The 16030-nt window shown below is 40.6% G+C and carries 15 protein-coding genes; all 15 read left to right on the top strand.

Annotation, left to right across the window (positions count from 1 at the left end; translation table 11 throughout):
* The first annotated feature begins 13 nt into the window (after nt 1–13).
* The 15 genes from AC5FX6_RS10030 to AC5FX6_RS09960 all read left to right on the top strand — a co-directional run bounded on the left by AC5FX6_RS10030 (nt 14) and on the right by AC5FX6_RS09960 (nt 15712).
* On the top strand, nt 14–1174 hold the full coding sequence (locus AC5FX6_RS10030) for a glycosyltransferase family 4 protein (protein ID WP_493596915.1): 1161 nt from the start codon (nt 14–16) through the stop codon (nt 1172–1174).
* Between the two features lie 3 nt (nt 1175–1177).
* Nucleotides 1178–2719, top strand: coding sequence for an aldolase catalytic domain-containing protein (locus tag AC5FX6_RS10025; protein WP_493596914.1), 1542 nt, complete (start codon nt 1178–1180; stop codon nt 2717–2719).
* A gap of 1 nt (nt 2720) precedes the next feature.
* Complete coding sequence (locus AC5FX6_RS10020) at nt 2721–3419, top strand: acylneuraminate cytidylyltransferase family protein (protein WP_493596913.1); 699 nt, start codon at nt 2721–2723, stop codon at nt 3417–3419.
* Nucleotides 3370–4035, top strand: coding sequence for an HAD family hydrolase (locus tag AC5FX6_RS10015; RefSeq protein ID WP_493596912.1), 666 nt, complete (start codon nt 3370–3372; stop codon nt 4033–4035). Before AC5FX6_RS10020 ends, AC5FX6_RS10015 begins: the two co-directional genes overlap by 50 nt.
* Nucleotides 4036–4053: 18 nt before the next feature.
* Nucleotides 4054–4800: a hypothetical protein gene (locus tag AC5FX6_RS10010; RefSeq protein WP_493596911.1), complete on the top strand. Its 747-nt coding sequence runs from the start codon at nt 4054–4056 to the stop codon at nt 4798–4800.
* Nucleotides 4801–6000: a glycosyltransferase family 4 protein gene (locus tag AC5FX6_RS10005; protein WP_493596910.1), complete on the top strand. Its 1200-nt coding sequence runs from the start codon at nt 4801–4803 to the stop codon at nt 5998–6000. It begins immediately after the preceding gene.
* Entirely contained in the window at nt 5963–7072 is a 1110-nt protein-coding gene (locus tag AC5FX6_RS10000; protein WP_493596909.1) for a glycosyltransferase, read from the top strand. Before AC5FX6_RS10005 ends, AC5FX6_RS10000 begins: the two co-directional genes overlap by 38 nt.
* 48 nt (nt 7073–7120) lie before the next feature.
* Entirely contained in the window at nt 7121–8317 is a 1197-nt protein-coding gene (locus tag AC5FX6_RS09995) for a glycosyltransferase (protein ID WP_493596908.1), read from the top strand.
* Between the two features lie 155 nt (nt 8318–8472).
* Nucleotides 8473–9435: a GNAT family N-acetyltransferase gene (locus AC5FX6_RS09990; protein WP_493596907.1), complete on the top strand. Its 963-nt coding sequence runs from the start codon at nt 8473–8475 to the stop codon at nt 9433–9435.
* Between the two features lie 106 nt (nt 9436–9541).
* A complete protein-coding gene (locus AC5FX6_RS09985; protein WP_493596906.1) occupies nt 9542–10663 on the top strand; it encodes a hypothetical protein in 1122 nt (373 codons plus the stop codon).
* 95 nt (nt 10664–10758) lie between these two features.
* Nucleotides 10759–11742 (top strand): polysaccharide deacetylase family protein, encoded by a 984-nt coding sequence (locus AC5FX6_RS09980; RefSeq protein WP_493596905.1) that lies wholly within the window; start codon nt 10759–10761, stop codon nt 11740–11742.
* Between the two features lie 37 nt (nt 11743–11779).
* The gene (locus AC5FX6_RS09975; protein WP_493596904.1) at nt 11780–12949 is read left to right on the top strand and encodes a glycosyltransferase family 4 protein; all 1170 of its coding nucleotides are present in this window, start codon (nt 11780–11782) and stop codon (nt 12947–12949) included.
* Entirely contained in the window at nt 12936–13559 is a 624-nt protein-coding gene (locus tag AC5FX6_RS09970; RefSeq protein ID WP_493596903.1) for a sugar transferase, read from the top strand. The genes AC5FX6_RS09975 and AC5FX6_RS09970 overlap by 14 nt, the downstream gene beginning before the upstream one ends.
* A gap of 420 nt (nt 13560–13979) precedes the next feature.
* Nucleotides 13980–14579 (top strand): acetyltransferase, encoded by a 600-nt coding sequence (locus tag AC5FX6_RS09965; RefSeq protein ID WP_493596902.1) that lies wholly within the window; start codon nt 13980–13982, stop codon nt 14577–14579.
* A 2-nt stretch (nt 14580–14581) separates the two neighbouring features.
* Nucleotides 14582–15712 carry a DegT/DnrJ/EryC1/StrS family aminotransferase gene (locus tag AC5FX6_RS09960; RefSeq protein WP_493596901.1) on the top strand — a complete coding sequence of 377 codons (1131 nt, stop codon included), beginning with the start codon at nt 14582–14584 and terminating at the stop codon, nt 15710–15712.
* Nucleotides 15713–16030 lie beyond the last annotated feature (318 nt).

Here is a 16030-nt window from a genome sequence, read left to right as displayed (position 1 = left end):
TAACTTATGCAAAATGCGGATTTTGTTTTATTCACACTCCTCAACAGTATATGGAGCACCTTCTTCATTGATAAATTTAATTAAAGGTATTAGCGTTTTAGATCCTAAAATCGAATTACATGTAATAATTCCTAAAAGTGGTCCTATTGTTAGTTTATTAACAGACCAAAAGTTTGACTATACTATAATACCTAATAGGGTATGGACATACAATAAATTCTTATATGATAAGAAAATTAAAGAGAATAGTCTAAAAGCGAAAATATGGCTGATCAAGAATAAATTCTTAAAAAAAACGCTTAATAAAAAATATTTTAACGAGCATCTAGCCTTTGTGAAAAAATATAAACCTGATGTAATTTATGTAAATTCATCAATGGCACCAATAGGAGCATTAGTAGCGAAACAACTAAATCTTAATTTTGTATGGCATCATCGAGAAACTGTAAATGATTTTAATACTGGCTTCTTTTTAGAAGATACTGATGAATTTAATAGTTTATTTTCACAAGCAAAATTGCATTTATATCCATCAAATTTTCTTAAATATAGCTACAGTTGTTTTACAAACTTTGGTAAAAATCATACTGTTTTTAATGGGGTCTACAGCATCAATTTTAATCCAGAAAAGAGGTATCTTTCAAATAAAATACTAAAGTTTGGAATGATCGGTAGAATAAATCAGCAAAAGGGTCAAGAAGACGTTATAAGTATCTTTGCTGGTTTGTCAAATGCTGGCATCAATGCTGAATTACACATTTATGGTGATGGAGAAAGATCTTACATCGAAAGAATTAAACGCGACTATAATACTCCCAATATCATATTTCATGGCTTTTGTGAGAAAGATGAAATTTATAATAGCTTACACTTTGTAATTGTAAATGCTAGCAATGAAAGTTTTGGCAGAGTTGTTGCCGAAGCAAATGCTTTTCAAATTCCAGTTATAGCATCTAATTCTGGAGCATTAAATGAAATAGTTTTTGACGGTTTAAATGGATTTAAATATGCAAACTTGGAAGAATTTAAATCTATTCTTATAAATACTGTTAATAGCAATAATTTCGAAGAGATGTATAATCCTTTAATGAGATCTTCAAGGTTAATATTTGAAGAGAATTTCTCATTAGAATCGTATGCGCTTAAAGTTTTGAATGAGTTAAAAAAAATTTAATAAATGTTTAAAATATTAGATTGCACGCTCCGTGATGGGGGTTATTATACTAACTGGGATTTCAGCAAAGATCTAGTAAGTACTTATCTGGAATCAATGAATAAACTCCCGATAGATTATCTAGAAATTGGATATCGTAATAACCCAATGAAAGATTATCTTGGAGAATACTTTTACTGCCCTTCATATCTTCTTAAACAGATTAAACAAGCATCCAATAAAAAGTTGGTTGTTATACTGGATGAGAAAAATGTCTTACCAGAGCATGTGCAAAATTTGCTGAACCCATGTATTGGAATTATCGACATGGTGCGCATCGCATTAGATCCCCAAAAATTTGGCAGAGCCCTTAAATTAGCCGAAAAAATAAAGGCTATGGGATTTGAAGTGGGCTTTAATACCATGTATATGTCAAAGTGGCGTGAATTTCCTGAGTTTTTGGATGAATTGAAATTTGTCAATGAAGTAGCTGATTACTTCTATATGGTGGATTCCTTCGGTGGTGTGTATCCGCAGGACGTAATTGATACAATTAATTTAATCCGAGAAAAGACAACTATTAAGTTAGGGTTTCATGGTCACAACAATCTTGAACTCGGACTTATTAATACGCTTACAGCTATTGAACATGGTGTGGAGATAGTAGATGCTACTATTACCGGCATGGGAAGAGGGGCAGGTAATTTGAAAACTGAATTGCTGCTTGCTGCCCTAAATGCGAAGGGAGAGCTTGAAGTTGATTTTAATGCTTTAAGTAAAACAGTTGACGAATTCACGCAATTGCAACAGGCATATGGCTGGGGTACAAATCTGCCATACATGGTATCGGGTGCAAATTCACTACCACAAAAGAACGTAATGGAGTGGGTAACACAACGGTTTTATTCATTTAATAGCATCATAAGAGCTCTAAATAATCAAAAGCAAAAAGTAAAGGATAATTATAAATTGCCATGTTTTAAGCCTGCTAAGCACTATAATAACGTGGTGATTATTGGTGGTGGTACAAATGCCGTAAACCATGCCCAAGGGCTTAGGGAATATATTGGTAATATGGATAATGTTTGCTTAATACATGCAAGCTCAAAAAATTCGAACTCTTATGAAGATCTGAATGTAGACCAGGTTTATTGTCTTGTAGGTAACGAAGGGCATCGACTTGAAAAGGTTTTCCAAAGCCTGAAGAATTTCAATGGGAGCTGTATTCTGCCTCCTTACCCAAGAGAAATGGGTACTTATATTCCTGATGCAGTTTTGGAAAATAGCTTTGAATTAGAGCGTATTGAATTTAGCAACAAACTAAATGACACCCATACAGCATTAGCCTTACAGGCGGCAATTGAACTTGGCGCTCAGAATGTTTATATAGCGGGTTATGACGGTTATATTCAAGCAAGCATCTCACAGAAAGAAAAGAGCCTTACAGACGAAAATGAATTCTTATTTAGTTCTTTTGCGCAGCATACTGGTAAGTCACTAGTTTCATTAACTCCAACAAATTATAAATCGGTTGAAATTAATTCTGTATACTCTTTATTAGCATAGCATGAGAGAGGATGTATGTTTTTTTCTGCCTACCAGGAAAGGAAGCCAACGGGTAAAGTCAAAGAATACACGTAAGTTTTCTAATATAGAAGGTGGTATACTAGAGCTAAAATTAAAACAGCTCCTAGAGTGCCGAACTTTAAGTTCTATCATTCTTTCTACTAATGATGAGCTTTCAGTAGAAATTGCAAGGAAGGTAGATCCATCCGAAAATAAGATTCAAGTAATTATTAGACCAGAGGAGTTGTGCCTGGACACAACTCCCCTGTCTGCGCTAATAGAGTATGTGCCGGAGATAATTCGTCAGAGTCACATCATCTGGGGGCATACTACTACGCCATTTATTAATGCTGCAGAATATGATAAAGCAATAATCGAATACTTTTCTAAGTTAGAGGAAGGGTTTGATTCACTTATTACAGTAAGCGCATTACAGAATTTTATTCTTGATAGTAATGCGAAGGGTATAAACTATGATTCCAATGCAAAGCAGTGGCCCCGTACACAGGACTTACCAATGCTTTATGAAATCAATCATGCTATGTTTATCACTTCTCGCGATACATATATCAAATATAGGAATCGTATAGGCACACACCCTTACCTATTTCTGCAGGACAAAATAAAGTCCTTCGATATTGACTGGGAAGATGATTTTGTTATTGCAGAGGCTATTTATGATAAACTTTTCAAAATATAAAGCAATCCTTTGGGACTTCGATGGAGTAATAATGGACTCCATGCCTATCAGAGATAAAGGATTTGAAGTTACGCTTTCAGAATTTCCAAGGGACCAAGTACAACAACTTTTAGACTTTCATCGCTTGAATGGCGGTTTATCACGGTACGTGAAGTTTCGATATTTTTATGAAGACATTTTAGAGCAGCAAATTACTGATCATCAAGTAATGTCTCTAGCTACGCGATTTTCGGAAGTGATGATGGAATTGTTAATCGATAAAAAGCTATTGATAGAAGATTCATTAAATTTTATTAAAAAATATTATAAGCAAGTGCCAATGCATGTTGTTTCAGGATCTGATGGTAGGGAGTTAAATGAAATTTGTGAGCGCTTAGATATTGCAAAGTATTTTGTTACAATACACGGTTCTCCGACACCAAAGAAAGAGCTTGTAGGAACCTTACTCCAAGACTACAATTATGCTCCGGATAATGTTGTGCTATTAGGCGACTCCGTTAATGATTTAGAAGCAGCAGAAGACAATGATATTGAGTTTGCAGCTTATAACAACATAAAGCTGTTTGATCTTGGCTGCAGATATATTAAATCTTTTAGTGAGACGAGATTTGATTAGTAGGAAGAATATTAAATAATGATAGAAACACTAAATAAAGTTTCAGCTGCTGTACATGGTCTTTTACTAACTAAGACTCAGCTTTCAGTATTTGATACCAGTATTTTATTTAATAAACGTGTTGCATTAATAGGACCTGCAAGCTCTGCGTTTGAAGAGAATAATGGAGAATATATAAATGGCTTTGATTTTATTGTAAGAGTTAATAAATCAGGGTTAATAGTTGATAAGCATCAATTTGACTCTAAAATTGGCAGCAGGACGGATATACTATTTCATAGCTTTTTCGAAAATGAATCAACGGGAGGAGGAAAGCTTGATATAGAATTGTTGAATAGACAGGGCGTTAAATACCTTATCAATCCACGCAGTAATATTAAAGGTATCAGGAACACCTTTAATTTTTATAAAAAGTATTTACTTGAATATAGGACCTATACTCTGTCCAAACAATTGTATAACTCTATATGTACTTATACACCAGGATATAAACCTACGATAGGTTTTACTGCTTTGGCAGCACTTCTGATGTCAGATTTTAGAGAGCTTTATATTTCAGGATTTACATTTTATAAAACGCCATTTGGTGATGGTTATAGAGATGAATTAAAAACTCCCGACAAAATACTGAAGAGTATAAAAGAGGCGGGTATACATGATATAGAGCTTGAATATACTGGGTTTGAGCAGTTACTAGAAACTAACAAGCATAAAAATATCCTAATGGATCAACAGCTTAAGGATATACTTAAGAGCAATAACTAAATGAGAATTCTATATTACTCCACAGCGTACAACGCTTCCCATGGTGGTAGTAACCATTCGAAAGCGTTTGTAAAGTTTGCTGGAGAGCACCCTCTAATATCTGAAATTCGTGTTTTCCCAACGGGGCAAGCTAGATCAAAATTTGATTTAAGTAATTCAGAGCTTGGAATCACTAAATCCAAGAAAGTTACTAATCTTAGAATACTTCTACCGATTAGGTTATACAGAAGAAATCTTCAAAACTTAGAGGGATTATTTGAAGAGTTAAATTTTTTTCAGCCTGATGTACTAGTTGTGAGACTTGATAATAATTTCTTACAGCTAAGCGAGATCAGGAAAAAATTTCCAAAAATAATTTTAGTTACAGAGGTAAATGCATCCCCTTTTGATGAGTCTTTTAAGGGTATTCACTTAAAGTCTTTTTTTAAAAAGAAAGAAAGGGAGGCTCTCAGTAAGTGCGATTTGAATTTCTTTGTTTCTTCTTTTCTAAGAAATAGAATCATGGGAAATGAAGCTTCATTAACTAGAGATCTTGTAAACCATAATGGGTTTGATGACACGCTATTCAAGCTAAATAATGACCAGAAGCTAATCAAAAAAACGCTTAAACTTCCTGATGATTGCAAAGTTATTGGCTACGTAGGTACACTGGATTTTCATAAAAAAATGCCTCTTTTCATTGATGCTTTTGCATTAGTGAGAAGTAAGTTTGAGAATGTTGTTGCTTTAATAGTTGGTGGTGGACCAGCGTTAGACGAAATAAAGAACTATGTTGCAGAAAAAGAGTTGACCAATTGCTTTTATTTTACTGGCCAAGTCAACCATCAAGAGGTGCATCATTATTTAAAAGCTTTCGATATCGCTGTACATCATGCAGCCAATGATTATATGAGTCCATTGAAGGTCTTTGAATACTTGGCAGTTCAGCTTCCTGTTATTGCGCCTGATATACCAGCAGTTCGTGAAATCTTTCAGAATAAGAAGCATCTTTTGCTCACAAAGGCTAATGTTCCTGATATTGCGGATAATTTAAGTCAGCTTCTTGGAAACCCCGAATTTGCAGGTGAAATTGCTAAAGAGGGATATGAGTATGTCAACCAAAATTTCACTTGGAGAAATAACGTTGAGAATATCATACAGGCCGTATTAAAAGTTAAGAAAATTGAAAGTATTACAACTAGTACAAAAACCTCAACTTAGAGGTGCCGAAATATTTGCTTCACAACTTTCTAATCATTTACAGAAATCAGGTGTAGACGTGCACCTGATTTCTTTGTTTGATGGTGTTTCCGAGTTGCCCTTCAATGGCAAAGTGAGTCATTTCAAAAGGCCGATCAACAAACGTTTTTGGGATTTTGAAGGATGGAAAAATTTGGCAGATTTAATTAAGCGTGAGCAACCCGATCTTATCCAAGCCAACGCAGGTGATACATTAAAGTTTGCCATTTTCAGTAAGCTCATATATAAATGGGAGGTTCCTATTGTATTTAGGAATGCTAATAAAATGGGAGATTTTATAGATACTAAACCTAAGTATCTATTAAACCGGTTTTTTGTGAGTAGGGTAAATGCAGTATTATCCGTGAGTCAACTTTGTGAAGAGGATTTTAAAGAGACATTTAATTTCCCAACCAATAAAATAAAAACAATTCCAATTGGAGTGGAGGCGCAGATGGTATCCACTCACGCACCAGCTGATCTGCAATCTATATATGGGAAGTACAAGGTGCTAGTCAATATTGGGAGCTTGGTGCCGGAGAAAAATCATGAAACGCTTATTAATATCTTTGAATCAATTGCTCAAAAAGATTCGACAGTCTTTCTTATTATCATTGGTGACGGTCATCTAAGGCATGAACTGGTGAGTAAAGTTGCTAATTTAAATTGTAAAGACAGGATACTATTTGCTGGCTATAGAAATGATGTATTGCAGATTTTAAAACATGCTACTGCTTTTTTGATGCCAAGTTTGATCGAAGGTTTACCGGGTGTAATTCTAGAAGCTATGTATTGCAAAACACCAGTTGTTGCAAACAATGTTGGTGGAATAAGTGAAGTAGTGAATGATGGAACTGGGTGGCTAATAGACAAGGGAGATGTATCTGGTTTTATTAATGCAGTAAATGAGGTGTTGGCTGGAGGTGAACCTGTTAAAGTTAAAGTTGATAAGGCTTACCAATTAGTTTCTGCCGAATATATGAATTCTCAGATAACCGCTAGATTTTTGGAGGCTTACGAGCTGATAATTGCGGGAAAAAAATTATCGGAATAAGAATCTTTGTACTTTCCTCCACCGAGGAAAACTTTAAATTAATGCCTCGTGTCAGATCACAAAATAAAAGTACTTCACCTGATCAAATCTTTGGGCCGTGGCGGTGCTGAAATGCTCCTGCCCGAAACACTTAAGGTGCATGATAGGGATAAATTCGATTTACATTTTGCGTACTTCTTACCTTGGAAAGACCAAATGGTGCCTGCCATTGAAGCTTTAGGAGCTAAAGCTGTTTGCTTTAAGGCGAATAATAATCTGCAAATGTTTCAGCGGGTAGGGGAGATCAGCCGTTATACGCAGGAACACCAAATTGATGTGATCCATAGCCACTTACCTTGGGCTGGTGTAATTGCCCGACTAGTAGGGATAAAGTCAGGGATACCTGTAGTTTACACAGAGCATAATAAGTGGGAACGCTATAACAAGATCACGTACTGGCTGAATAAGCTTAGTTTCGGCTGGCAGAACGCCGCCGTGGCAGTATCGGATGACGTGCAACAATCTATCCGAAAAAATGCCGGAGCCAAATTTCGTGAGCTTGTTCTGCCAGCTATGCAAGAAGTCAGAATCAATAGGAAAGCAAAACAACCATACCTGCTCAACATCTTAAATGGTGTAAATACAGCACACTTTGTGCGGGATGAGCAGGCGGGCCTTCAGATACGACATGAATTGGGTATACCTGCTAATGCCCCTGTAGTTGGAACCGTATCTGTATTCCGCTTTCAGAAGCGCCTGGATGTGTGGATGGAGATTGCTGCTGATATCCTGAATAGAGTACCCGAGGCGCATTTCATAGTTGTCGGTGACGGTCCTCTTAAAGAAGAATTACTGACTAAGAGAAAGGCCTTAGATATAGAAGATCGCCTGCACATGCCTGGCCTTAAAACAGATGTAAAGCCCTACTTCAACGCCATTGACATTTATATGATGTCCTCTATCTTCGAGGGTTTACCTATCGCCTTATTGGAAGCTATGAGCTGTGGTTGTGCTGTAATTAGTACGAAAGCCGGTGGTGTAGGCGAAGTGGTAGAGGATGGTAAAAGCGGCTTGCTTTGCGAAGTAGATAATTATATGAAACTGGCTGATTATGGCGTGCAGCTACTCCAAAACCAGGAGCAGCTTAAAGCCCTCGCAGCTGGAGCCCGCGAACGGGTACAGGCCGACTTTAGCATAAATATAATGGCAAAGCAGCTGGAAGAATTATATTTGTTTTTGAAAGAGGAAAGGGAGAACTCTAGATAATACTATCCCTAACCTAAATTGTCATCTCGACAGAATGGAGAGACCTAGTTCATTACGCATTTGTAGCATTATTTCAGATTTTTCCCGTTGGTTGAAATGATATAAAGAGGTTTTAGATTATAGGTTAGAGTGTAGTTAGAAAGCAGACAGAAACCATGCAAATAAGAAAAGGAACAGAAGCAGATATACCAGCCATTGTAGAACTTTTAAAGTCTTCTTTAGGAGAAGGGCTGATCCAGAAGTCGGAGCGGCTGTGGAACTGGAAGCATGTGGAGAACCCACATGGAGCATCGCCAGTGTTAGTAGCTGAGGCTGACGGGCAGGTAGTAGGTGTGCGAGCCTTTCTACGTTGGCAATGGAAGTACAAAGGGCAGGTGCTGCAGGCAATTCGGGCAGTCGATACAGCTACACATCCTGATTTTCAAGGAAAGGGCATTTTCAAGAAGTTAACTCTGCAGGGGTTGGAAGATGCTAAAAGGCAAGGTATACACTTAGTGTATAACACTCCTAACGAGAGTAGCAAGCCGGGATACCTAAAAATGGGTTGGGTAGAGATGGGGCGTATGGCCTTAAAGCTAAAAATTACCCCATTTGCCTATAAGCAACAAACTCAACCGGCTTTGCCTGAGCAGAATTGGGCCAAGCTAACAGAATTACTACCTAGGCTTTCTAATCCCATAGAAAAGGCGGATCAGGTCCGAACACTTTTAAGCCCTTCTTATATCCAATGGCGTTACCAAGATAATCCTCTGTTTGATTACTATTTTCTCTCTGACTATCAATCTTACGCTTTATTCTTCCGCTTTAAGCCGCATAGTTTCGGTCAAGAAATGAGGATAGTAGATTTACTAATTGACGAAAGACAATTTGATGGAGGGGGTAAAAAATCATTGGCAAACTCCTTTCATAAGATTAGCAAAATGTTTTTCATGACTTCTGCCTCCGGGAGGCACTTTCAGTTAGTAGATAGTGTTTATCCTAGCATGGGACTAATACCTATTTTAGATAAAGGACCTATTGTGACCTTACGCAATGTTAGTTTGCAAGAGGAGGCATTTTGTGAATTGAGCAGGCAGGAGAACTGGGGCTATGCCCTTGGAGATATGGAATTGTTTTAGAAAGCAGATGATCGGAGCAGTCTTACTTATATTCTTACTCTATTTTATAAATCAGCCTCTTCTGAAATTTTATCAAAAGAAGTTTTTCTTCTTTTCGATATCACTGATGAATAAGCTCTTTTTTTATCATTTGCTATTCTGGGGTATTTATTACACTTATACTATTTTTAATCGTTCTGATTCTAAGAAATATTTTGAAAGAGCAGCAGAATTTAGTGGCGATTGGTTAAACTTATTCAAATCAGGCACTGTGTTCATAAGTTTCATCGCACATCCTTTTGCTGATGGGTTAGATTTTAGCTATGAAATGTCAATGCTTTTATTTTCTTGGTTTGGTTATATTGGTTTTGTTAATTTTTATATATTCTTTCGTGAAAATTTAACTCTTAGGCTCCATTTTTGGGGATATGATCTGTTAATAGTCCTTCTCTTTTTGCCTAATATGCATTTCTGGACGGCATCTTTAGGAAAAGGATCAATAATCTTTATGGGATTAGGTTTGTTTGCATATGCAATGCGTTTTCCACAAAAACGTCTTTTTGCATTAGTTTTAGGTTCTGTGATTGTGTATATGGTTCGCCCACATATGTTTATGTTCCTTAGTATAGGTGCTGTTTTAGGATATTTCACAGGCCGTGAGAAAGTTCCACTCTATCAAAAAATTCTAGTTTACGCTGCATTTGCTGGTGGTATTTTTGTGATGTATGACCAGATTTTAGCAATGGCTAATATTAATGAAGAAGATGTTTTAGGAAGCTTTGAAGATTTTTCACAAGTACAGGCAGGTCGATTAAGCAGTGCCGGTTCTGGAGTGAATATAACAAGTTACCCATTGCCTCTAAAACTTTTTACTTTCTGGTTCAGGCCACTCTTTGTAGATGCTCCTGGAGCCTTAGGAATATTTGTGTCTTTCGAAAACCTGCTCTACGTTATCCTTGCCTGGAAACTAGTTGACAAGGACTTTATTACTTTTCTGAAGAAATCGACATCACTGGTAAAAATGAGTTTAGTGATCTTTATTTCTTCTTCCATCGCCCTTTCATTTGTTATGTCTAATTTAGGCATTGCCATGCGGCAAAAAAGTATGGTAATGTACTTCCTGTTTTTTGTGATCATTTCGTTTATGGAATTCAAAAAACAGAAAAAGATCGATTTGTTTCAGTTAAAAAAGAAAAAGCTGGAAGAGCAGGAGCGATTGGAAAGATATCCTTCTCCTGCTATATTGTAAGTATATAGAATATACCCACCCATGTCTCTCCTAGCAAGGTATTTAAACCACCTTCGGTCCTTGCCTATCTAAGGCAGGGAATCTTGACAAAAGTTATGATTAAGAACATACCTGTCTTCACTATCTCCCTAGACTTTGAGCTTTATTGGGGGATCTTCGATAAAGTAGTCCTGCAAGAGAGAAAAGAATACTTCGCTAATACACGACGGGTAATACCGCATATGCTTGAGCTTTTCCAAGAGCAGCAGGTGCATGTTACTTGGGCTACTGTTGGTATGCTTTTCGCCAAAGACTGGCAAGACTGGACATCGGCTATTCCGGCTCAGAGACCATCCTATCATAATGGTCAATTGTCAGCTTACCGCCTTAGAGAAGAATTTGGGCGAGATAATAGCGCAAAAGACTGCTTTTTTGCTCCTGAACTCATTACGCAGATTCACAGTACTCCGTACCAGGAGATGGCTACCCATACCTTTGCGCACTATTACTGCCAGGAAGCTGGACAAACAGTGGAGCAGTTTCGTGAGGACTTGCGGGCGGCGCAAGGTATAGCGAAGCGACAGGGGATGGAACTACAATCGTTGGTATTCCCTCGTAACCAGTTTAACGAAGCCTATCTGAAGGTCTGTCTGGAAGAAGGAATCAAGACAGTTCGCTCGAATCCGAAAGATTGGTTCTGGAAGCAGACGGTAAAGGATACGCTATCGAGTAAACTCTTCCGGACAGGAGATGCCTATCTGCCACTTGGTAAACGGACTTCTTTTCCACTGTCAACACTCCAATTAGAAGCGGATATGCCGCTGGCTATACCTGCCAGTCGCTTCCTGCGACCGGTAGATGGGAAAAGAGACATTCTGAATAAACTCCGCCTGAAGCGTATTTTGTACGAGATGACAGAAGCAGCTAAGCGCAACGAATGCTATCACCTCTGGTGGCACCCGCATAATTTTGGCAGTTACCCTGAGCGTAGTATGGCTGACCTTAGAGCAATTGTCGATCATTATAAGAAGTTGCAAGAGCAATATGGCATGCAAAGTATGAGTATGCTGGAGATTTATAAGTATGTAAGCGGGACGTAATTTCTTACCTTTGCACCCGAAAACAAATAATACCTCCATGCCCCCAGTACTTATCCGCATCACCACTGTCCCGCTCTCCCTGCAAAAGCTGATCACCGGGCAGTTGCCTTATATGCGCTCCAAAGGTTTTGAGCCGGTGATGGTGTCAGCGGCCGGGCCTGAGTCAAAGGCGGTGGTACAGGAGCAGGCTACTCCCTTGATTGAAATCGGGATGACCCGCAAGATTACCCCGATGCAGGACCTGAAAGCACTCTGGCAATTTTACCGTCTCTGCAAAAAGCACAAACCAGCCATCGTGCATTCGCATACACCTAAAGCAGGTATTATTGGAATGCTCGGTGCAAAGCTAGCCGGCGTGCCTGTGCGGCTGCACACCGTAGCTGGTCTGCCGCTGATGGAAACAAATGGCAAGACACGGCAAGTTCTGGAGGCTGTAGAGAAGCTTACTTATGCCTGTGCCACCAAGGTATACCCAAACTCAACTGTGCTCAAAGACTTTATTCTGCAAAGCCAATTCTGCGGGCCGGATAAAGTGAAGGTTATTGGGAATGGCAGCAGCAACGGGATCAATACGGAATTCTTTCACAGGAAGCAATTAGATGCAGCCAAACTGGAGGAGCTGAAGGCGCAGTTAGGTATAAAGCCGGATGATTTTGTATTTGTATTCATCGGTCGTCTGGTAAAAGACAAAGGCATCCAGGAGCTTGTCGCCGCGTTTAAAAAGTTACAGGCACAGCACCCGCAGGTAAAGCTTTTGCTGGTTGGACCCTTTGAGCAGGATCTTGACCCGATCGATGACAGTATTCTGCAGGAAATTGAAAACAATCCTTCTATCTTGTCGGTCGGCTTCCAGCACGATGTCCGGCCATACCTGGCCATTAGTCAGGCACTGGCATTCCCTTCTTATCGTGAAGGTTTTCCTAATGTGCCCATGCAAGCCGGCTGCTTTGATTTGCCGAGCATCGTAACAGATATCAATGGTTGCAACGAAATTATACGACACGGTGAGAATGGTTTGATCGTGCCTCCTAAGTCGATGGAGAAACTGTATGCCGCTATGCTGACCTTTATAAGCGATAAGGAAAGTTTTGCCCATATGCAGTCGCAGGCACGGCGCATGATTGTAGAGCGCTACGAACAAACCCACTTTTGGGAGCTTTTATTACAGGAATACCAAGCCCATCTGAAACAACATGAACTTATATAGCCGATTCTTCAAGCGCCTGATCGATTTTGTGCTAAGTTTGACGGCCTTTATCGTGCTGCTTCCTGTTTTTATGGTGGTGACACTCCTTTTGGCTATTGCCAATAATGGGAAGCCCTTTTTTCTGCAGCCGCGCCCAGGTAAACAAGGGCGCATCTTTAGGGTGATCAAGTACAAAACCATGAACGACAAGCGGGATGCCCAAGGCAATCTCCTACCCGACGCTGATCGCCTGACCCCAATCGGCTCTTTTGTTCGCAAGACTTCCTTGGATGAAATACCACAACTGCTCAATGTCATCAAAGGGGAAATGTCCCTGATCGGCCCCCGTCCTCTACTGGTAGAATATCTACCGCTCTACAACGAAACCCAGCGCCGCCGCCATGAAGTGCGCCCCGGCATCACCGGTTGGGCACAGGTAAACGGCCGCAACGCCATCAGTTGGGAAGAGAAGTTCCGATACGATGTGTGGTATGTAGATAATATTTCTTTCTGGTTGGATGTAAAGATCATTTTTAAAACGATCGGTAAGGTGTTTAAATCTGAGGGGATCAGTGCAGAGGGAGTTGCGACGATGGAGCGGTTTAGGGGGAATAGCTACGTGAAAGATTAACCCACCCCTGCCCCTCCGAGGAGGGGAGTTTGGGAGCGATTGTCATCCCTCTGCCCCATTCAAAGGGCAGGGTCGTAAGGTTCTAAGAAAGTGTGCTTAAAACTTCCTGCCATTCTGTTAAGAAACTTGGTTGAAGGGATGTTAAGCTTATGCTACTCGCTAACAAGATCCTTACAGGATGACAAAAGGGGTAAAATAAAACGAACCTGCGCTTGCGAGGGGCAGGGGGATGACAACCATGCACGAGAATCCTGTCAATCCGTGGGGGTAGGGGGCCCTCTTTAGATCCTGTAAATCCTTGGGGTAGGGGCCCTATATAAAGATTCAGACAAGCACTACTCCAGATTTCTCATTACATTCGAAATGACAAATTGAGAATTATTACCTTTGCATCTGCACCATTAACATAAAACAAACTCCATGTACCTATACGGCGCGAGTGGCCATGCGAAAGTAATCATCGAAATCCTACGGGATATGGGTATACCTGTATTGGGTGCGTTCGATAAGAACCCTGCCATAAAAGAGATTGGTGGTATACCTGTGCTGGGCGCTGAAATAGAGCAGGAACTCGAGGAGCCAGTTATCATCAGTATCGGCGACAATAGTATTCGCCGCCGGGTAGCCGAAAAGCTACAGATGGGCTTCGGCAAGGCTATTCATTCAACCGCGATCATCTCACCCTCCGCTACCATCGCCGAAGGGACTGTAGTGATGCAGGGAGCCATTATACAGGCCGATGTACAGGTGGGGAAGCATGCTATCATCAACACAGGAGCAAGCATCGACCATGACTGCCAGATCGGTGACTATGCCCATATCTCTCCGGGCGCAGTGCTTAGCGGGAACGTGCAGGTAGGCGAAGGTACGCACATAGGAGCCGGAGCTATAGTGATCCCAAATTTGAAAATAGGGAAGTGGTGCAAAATAGGAGCTGGGACCGTTGTGATACGCGATCTACACGATGGTGTAACGGCCGTGGGCAATCCAGCCCGAATTATAAAAGAACATCAGCTATAAATATGAATACGAAGATCTGGCTTTCCTCCCCGCACATGGGAACAAACGAGTTTAAGAATGTCAAGGAGGCTTTTGACACGAACTGGATTGCACCGCTTGGTCCACATGTGGACGGCTTTGAGCGCGACTTAGCAGAGTTCCTGGGTGAAGGGGTGCATGTGGCGGCCCTTAGCTCCGGCACAGCGGCCCTGCACCTGGCCTTGATCATGCTGGGGGTGCAGGCGGGCGACGAGGTGATCTGCCAGAGCATGACTTTTTCGGCTTCTGCCAATCCGATTGCTTACCAGGGAGCCACGCCAGTTTTTGTGGATAGCGAGGCCCTTACCTGGAACATGTCTCCCGATTTGCTGGAAACGGCGATCGAAGACCGTATCCGTCAAGGCAAAAAGCCAAAGGCGATCATTGTGGTGCACCTTTATGGTATGCCAGCTGAAATGGACCGCATCATGGCCATTGCAGATCGCTTTGCTATACCTGTCGTGGAAGACGCGGCAGAGGCTTTAGGCTCGACCTATAAAGGCCGCAAGCTGGGCACTTTCGGGGAAATGAGCATCCTCTCTTTCAACGGCAACAAGATTATTACGACCTCTGGTGGTGGGGCCCTGGTTTCAAACAATGAGGCTCATATCAAGCAGGCCCGCTTTCTGGCTACGCAGGCTCGTGATGCAGCGCCTCACTATCAGCACTCTCACATTGGGTATAATTACCGCATGAGTAATGTATGCGCTGCGATTGGTCGTGGACAAATGGACGTGCTACTGGATCGTGTACAGCAGCGCCGTGCCAACTATGCTTTCTACCAATCAGAACTGGCTGCTATACCTGCTATCCAATTTGCAGAGGAGCCAGATGCAGATTACTACTCTAACCGCTGGCTCAGCACTATAGTGGTAGACGATAGCCAGGGGGTAAGCCGTGAGGATATTCGTTTGGCTCTGGAGCGGGAAAACATCGAGTCGCGTCCGCTTTGGAAGCCGATGCACCTACAGCCCGTGTTTGCCAGCGCGCCCTATTATGGAGATGGTACCAGTGAGCATCTATTTGACCAGGGATTGTGCTTACCCTCAGGTTCCAATATGACTGACGAAGAGAGGGAACGAGTAATAAGATCCATCAAAGCTTGCCTTGCCTGAAAAAAAGCGATTTTCTGAAAATAAAATAAAAACCACCTGTGCCTTGACAAGATTTGCAAAGCACGGGTGGTTTTTTGCGTATAGCCTAATAGCTGTGTCAATTGAGGAACAGCAAGTTAAAACCTGAATTATTCAGTTTTTTTCTTTAATTTTGGGCGGCATCTGTGTCCTTTAAATAGTGAAGGATATAATGATGCTGGTGAAGCTGCGTTTAGGTTTAGTTAAAGCTAAAACCATAAACAAATACTGACGTATGTAGGAACTTTTGACTGGATAAAACAGGTATTTATTTAAATTAAAACGAACGCTAGCTTAACG

The sequence above is a fragment of the Pontibacter sp. LHS2 genome, from assembly GCF_058932845.1.
Note: the sequence above shows the minus strand (reverse complement) of the source record. Positions and strands in the feature narration are given on the sequence as shown.

What these genes read in the sequence shown, in the direction of transcription:
- AC5FX6_RS10030 (WP_493596915.1), top strand. Translation starts at nt 14, where the DNA reads ATGCGGATTTTGTTTTATTCACACTCCTCAACAGTATATGGAGCACCT.
- AC5FX6_RS10025 (WP_493596914.1), top strand. Translation starts at nt 1,178, where the DNA reads ATGTTTAAAATATTAGATTGCACGCTCCGTGATGGGGGTTATTATACT.
- AC5FX6_RS10020 (WP_493596913.1), top strand. Translation starts at nt 2,721, where the DNA reads ATGAGAGAGGATGTATGTTTTTTTCTGCCTACCAGGAAAGGAAGCCAA.
- AC5FX6_RS10015 (WP_493596912.1), top strand. Translation starts at nt 3,370, where the DNA reads ATGATTTTGTTATTGCAGAGGCTATTTATGATAAACTTTTCAAAATAT.
- AC5FX6_RS10010 (WP_493596911.1), top strand. Translation starts at nt 4,054, where the DNA reads ATGATAGAAACACTAAATAAAGTTTCAGCTGCTGTACATGGTCTTTTA.
- AC5FX6_RS10005 (WP_493596910.1), top strand. Translation starts at nt 4,801, where the DNA reads ATGAGAATTCTATATTACTCCACAGCGTACAACGCTTCCCATGGTGGT.
- AC5FX6_RS09990 (WP_493596907.1), top strand. Translation starts at nt 8,473, where the DNA reads ATGCAAATAAGAAAAGGAACAGAAGCAGATATACCAGCCATTGTAGAA.
- AC5FX6_RS09985 (WP_493596906.1), top strand. Translation starts at nt 9,542, where the DNA reads ATGAATAAGCTCTTTTTTTATCATTTGCTATTCTGGGGTATTTATTAC.
- AC5FX6_RS09980 (WP_493596905.1), top strand. Translation starts at nt 10,759, where the DNA reads ATGATTAAGAACATACCTGTCTTCACTATCTCCCTAGACTTTGAGCTT.
- AC5FX6_RS09975 (WP_493596904.1), top strand. Translation starts at nt 11,780, where the DNA reads ATGCCCCCAGTACTTATCCGCATCACCACTGTCCCGCTCTCCCTGCAA.
- AC5FX6_RS09970 (WP_493596903.1), top strand. Translation starts at nt 12,936, where the DNA reads ATGAACTTATATAGCCGATTCTTCAAGCGCCTGATCGATTTTGTGCTA.
- AC5FX6_RS09965 (WP_493596902.1), top strand. Translation starts at nt 13,980, where the DNA reads ATGTACCTATACGGCGCGAGTGGCCATGCGAAAGTAATCATCGAAATC.
- AC5FX6_RS09960 (WP_493596901.1), top strand. Translation starts at nt 14,582, where the DNA reads ATGAATACGAAGATCTGGCTTTCCTCCCCGCACATGGGAACAAACGAG.